We start from the raw sequence: 250 nt of genomic DNA on the forward strand, positions 1-250 counted from the left end.
CCCGAGGCGCTGGGGGTAGGACTGGCCGAATCCCACTTCGTCGTGCTCGCCGGTGGCGGCGTTGACGGTCCCGACCTTCTGGTGTGGTGCGGCGAGCGCGTCGAGGGCGGTCTTGAGCATGGCGCCCTGGGCTTCGGGGAGGGTGAAGCGTCCGGTGACGGTGCCGTCGTTGTTGTCCCACATGGAGAACGACGTCTTCTTGCGGGCTTCGTCTTCGCGGCGACGGAGGATCTCGTCCTCGTCGGCGTCG

Annotated in this window: 1 pseudogene; it reads right to left on the reverse strand. The window is 68.4% G+C overall.

The features are described 5' to 3' along the window. Positions 1-250: pseudogene (locus ASF38_RS18080) on the reverse strand (hypothetical protein); the annotation flags it as partial.

This window comes from Aeromicrobium sp. Leaf272, from assembly GCF_001422865.1.
GTDB lineage: Bacteria > Actinomycetota > Actinomycetes > Propionibacteriales > Nocardioidaceae > Aeromicrobium.